Below are 3,687 nucleotides of genomic sequence, written 5' to 3'. Positions count from 1 at the left end.
TCAACAACGCCAGCCAGCAGGTCCTGGCCGATCGTTTGCGCGATCCGCTGGCTCGCGCGGGCGTCGCCATGGCCGAGCAGCAGTTGCAGAAGTTGGCCAAAGACGTGCTCGATTTCCGCGATACCCCGCCACGCTCCGGATTGATAACAAATTGAATTGGTGCCTCGCCCGGAGAATCAATCCCCTCTGATGAATAATATCTCAATCTTGGATTTCTGGTGGTAGATATATTATGGATATCGTCTCTATCATAACTGTTGTCGCTGGCTTCTATGGCTTTCCTGAAAAGAATCATGGAAGCGGCATAAAAAACCAGTCGCATGATATAGAAACGCCTCGCGTTCTAATAATTCTTGATATCGCATTCTATATTTATAAATAAAGGATGCATGACATTCGACATTACATCAATATCATTCTCGAATCAGACCAATATCCCCAGGTAGCCAGCGCGTTCGAAGTCGAAAACATGGTAAAGGAAATCCATTCCAACCAAGAAGATTTCAACGAAGGCAATCTGCTTCATCGTATCTCACGCTATACCGATTATGTTCTGAAACGTATTCGTATTTCCAATCTTCAACAAGAATGGGCGATATCAGATGACCTTGTGAATCAGTACTCGCAAATGGACGCCTCCACGGCACCGCCAATCGTCTATGACCGGTTGGGACAGTCTATCATAGACGGAACGCACAGGTCCGTTGTAGCACGTCTCAGCGGCGATAAAACCATACTTGCGTATGTTGGATGGCATGCGGATAAAACATGGTCTGAAGACCAATTGGACGAGGAATTCAACAAGAAGACTGACCCGACAATTCAAAGCGCCACGCAAAAAGACGGTGATATCAACCGCAAGGCGGCTGACAAAATGGTTGACCCAAAAGGATGGTTCGCCAAACCAAAATACTCATACAAGACAGCCAAGAGCCGTTAATGCATTACAGCGAATTGTTTGAGGCATCAGAACAATTACCGAATGGAAATTTCTTGGGTTTCCGTATTATCAGTCATTCACCTAAAGGTGGATACAAAACTCTGTACGGACAAGAACCATTCACGCCAGTTCTAAATAAGGTCTATGTCATCAAAGGCCAAGGATTGTATCTTGGAACCTCAAAGAAATTCTGCATGGATTATTATAGTGGAGGAACCGATGATTCGGATGTATTGTTGACATATGAATACAATCCGAAAGACCTTATCAAGGGCGACCCCACAGAGAACACGGATGGCGAAGTGGTAGTTTCAAGAGCGAAACTGATTGAAATTGAACATATCACGGATGGAGACGCTTACCGCTGATTTGCAACCATCAGTTCCAACCAAGTCGATTTCCAAGAGGAGTTCAGTCATGAACAGGGTAGCAGGAAAAGCCAAGGTTCCGACCGTGCGGAGTACTTCGAGGCACCGAATCCTCCGACAGCTCATCCCGGCACTTTTGATCGCAGGGTTGTTGTGCGTCGGCAGTCTGTATGCGCAGCTTCCGGTGCGCTCCTCCACTCCGTTTACGGTGGTGGGGTTCATCCAGGCGGCGACGATGGACACGCCCGGGGACATCTGGTCGGGCGGCCAACTGACCGTCAACGGTCACCTCATCATCATTCCCCGCAATACGATCCTGCAGATGCCGGCCTTTGCGCTGACGTGGGCGGAGTTGTTTTCGCTGGCGCCGGCGCCCTACGGGCTGGGCAGTGGAGCGGGGGGCGCGGCCCAGAGTGGGCTGGCGCTGAGTGATGTGCCGGTGCCGCTGACCACCTACGAGGCGATCGTCTACGGCAACCGCATCATTGACCGCATCAAGGGCACCGACCAGTACATTGCGGGGCTGGTGTTTCTCTCGCAGCAATCGCTCAATGCCGGACAGGGCCACATCAACTACATCGACTATGCCAAGGGCGAGCTGCGGGTCGGAGGCATCATCAACGACCCCAACTGCGTGGCCGGGGCGGCGGCCTGCACCGGCGCCCGGGTGCAGATCAACGATCCGCTGGGACGGTTCGGTCTGGCCCATTCGCCCGATGTCCGTTTTACCATCGATGAGGACAACCCCACGGTGCATGCCCGCTCGGGCTATCCCATGTGCATTCCGCGGGTGGCGCCGCCGGCCATTGATCCGCTGTGTCCCACCAACAACCGGCCGGTGGATCCGCTGAGCGGCACCTATCAGACCATCTTTACGTTTCCGGACCCGACGCCGCGGATTATCGGCGTGGATCCGGTAACCAACGCCGTCCTCTCCGTTCCTCCGACCAGTCCAACCGATCCTCCCGATGCCACCCGCCAGATGCCCTTTGAAGTGGGCGACTACGTGACGTTCAATGGGACCCTGGTGAAAGACCCGGCCTGCACGGCGGCCTCGGGCTGTCCCACTCTGATCTCGGCCTGGAGCACGATTGCCGACATCGGGGCCTTCACCTTCCCGGGCGTGATGCCGGCCTACGTCTCGATCGAAGTCATGTTGCTGGGGGTGGCGGGCGATCCCGACCCGCTGCTGCCTCAGGAAGCGGTCGAAAAGCTGGTCTTCATCGGCTTCACCACCGATTCGACCTCACTGATCGATGCCTGGGCGATTGACAAGGACAACTGCACCGGCGGCCAGAACGACCGCTACTATTCCACCATGAGCCCGTTCGGTCCGCCCGTGGGGGCGCTCAAGGGACGCTTCAAAATGCGCGCCACGGTGGGCAGTTTTCTGCCCGCCACCCGCGAGATGCGGGCCGTCAGCCGCACCTTGACGGGCGGGGGGTTGACGGCCGGGTTCTTCAACCGACCCGGTCCGCCGCAGTTTCCGGGCGATCCCGTTCCCCCGGGGATGCATACCTATGCCAACGGGCTGCTGGCGGGCCAGTATCATGCCCCCAACTTCACCTTTATCTTCCCTGAGAACCTGATCGTGGGAAGCCCCCAGGTGCCGCTCAACTTCCAGGACTTCGGTTTTCTGGTCAATGGCGAAGGGCCGTACTTTCCGGCCGACCCGGCCACCTTCGGGGCCGGCCCCTTTCCCTCCGGCCAGCTGACGCCCTGGCCGGGCAACTCCAATGTGCCCTTCGGCTGCGGCCCCGGCAACGTCACCAAGATGCCCATCCCCAGTGCCGGCGCCCCCCAAACCGTGGGGTCCGGCGTGGTGGTGACCCTCGACGGAAGCGGGAGCGTCGACCCGAATACTCCTCCCCTGCCGTTGACCTTTGACTGGGTGCAGGTGAGTGGTCCGGCAGTGACGCTCTCCAGCACGACCGCCGCCAAGCCGACCTTCACGGCGCCGATCGTCGCGGCCGGCACACCGGCCGTCCAACTCGCTTTCCAGATGTCAGTCAACAACGGGATCGGCAGCTCCGGCATCGCGTCCACCTTCGTGAACGTCAGCCCCGTGAACGCGCCGCCGCCGCCGGCCCCCACCACCGACATTGTGACCATTACCTCGGCCATCTATCGCATCTCGAAGTCTCAACTCATCGTCACGGCGGTGACCTCGGACAACACCGGTGCGGCAGTCCTGACCCTGAACATTCCCAACCGCCTGCCGATCGTCATGACCAACCAGCCGCCCCTGTGCTTGCCGGCCTGCGCCCCCAATACCTACATCGGACGCTGGGTCGGGGTCAATCCCATCCCCGATAGCGTCACCGTTACCTCCAGCGAGGGCGGCCGGGCAACTTCCTTCATAACAAGGATCAGATGAGT

The 3,687-nt window shown here is 57.6% G+C and carries 3 protein-coding genes; all 3 read left to right on the top strand.

Translation table 11 applies throughout. From position 1 onward, the window contains the following. Window positions 1–385: 385 nt before the first annotated feature. The 3 genes from LAO21_23165 to LAO21_23155 are packed head-to-tail and all read left to right on the top strand — an operon-like array spanning window position 386 to window position 3,685. A complete protein-coding gene (locus LAO21_23165; protein MBZ5555617.1) occupies window positions 386–940 on the top strand; it encodes a hypothetical protein in 555 nt (184 codons plus the stop codon). Continuing rightward, window positions 940–1,308, top strand: coding sequence for a hypothetical protein (locus LAO21_23160; GenBank protein MBZ5555616.1), 369 nt, complete (start codon window positions 940–942; stop codon window positions 1,306–1,308). Before LAO21_23165 ends, LAO21_23160 begins: the two co-directional genes overlap by 1 nt. A gap of 49 nt (window positions 1,309–1,357) precedes the next feature. Beyond that, on the top strand, window positions 1,358–3,685 hold the full coding sequence (locus LAO21_23155) for a hypothetical protein (protein ID MBZ5555615.1): 2,328 nt from the start codon (window positions 1,358–1,360) through the stop codon (window positions 3,683–3,685). The last annotated feature ends 2 nt before the right edge of the window (window positions 3,686–3,687 follow it).

This window comes from Terriglobia bacterium (assembly GCA_020073085.1).
GTDB lineage: Bacteria > Acidobacteriota > Terriglobia > JAIQFV01 > JAIQFV01 > JAIQFV01.
Note: the sequence above shows the minus strand (reverse complement) of the source record. Positions and strands in the feature narration are given on the sequence as shown.

What these genes read in the sequence shown, in the direction of transcription:
- LAO21_23155 (MBZ5555615.1), top strand. Translation starts at nt 1,358, where the DNA reads ATGAACAGGGTAGCAGGAAAAGCCAAGGTTCCGACCGTGCGGAGTACT.
- LAO21_23160 (MBZ5555616.1), top strand. Translation starts at nt 940, where the DNA reads ATGCATTACAGCGAATTGTTTGAGGCATCAGAACAATTACCGAATGGA.
- LAO21_23165 (MBZ5555617.1), top strand. Translation starts at nt 386, where the DNA reads ATGCATGACATTCGACATTACATCAATATCATTCTCGAATCAGACCAA.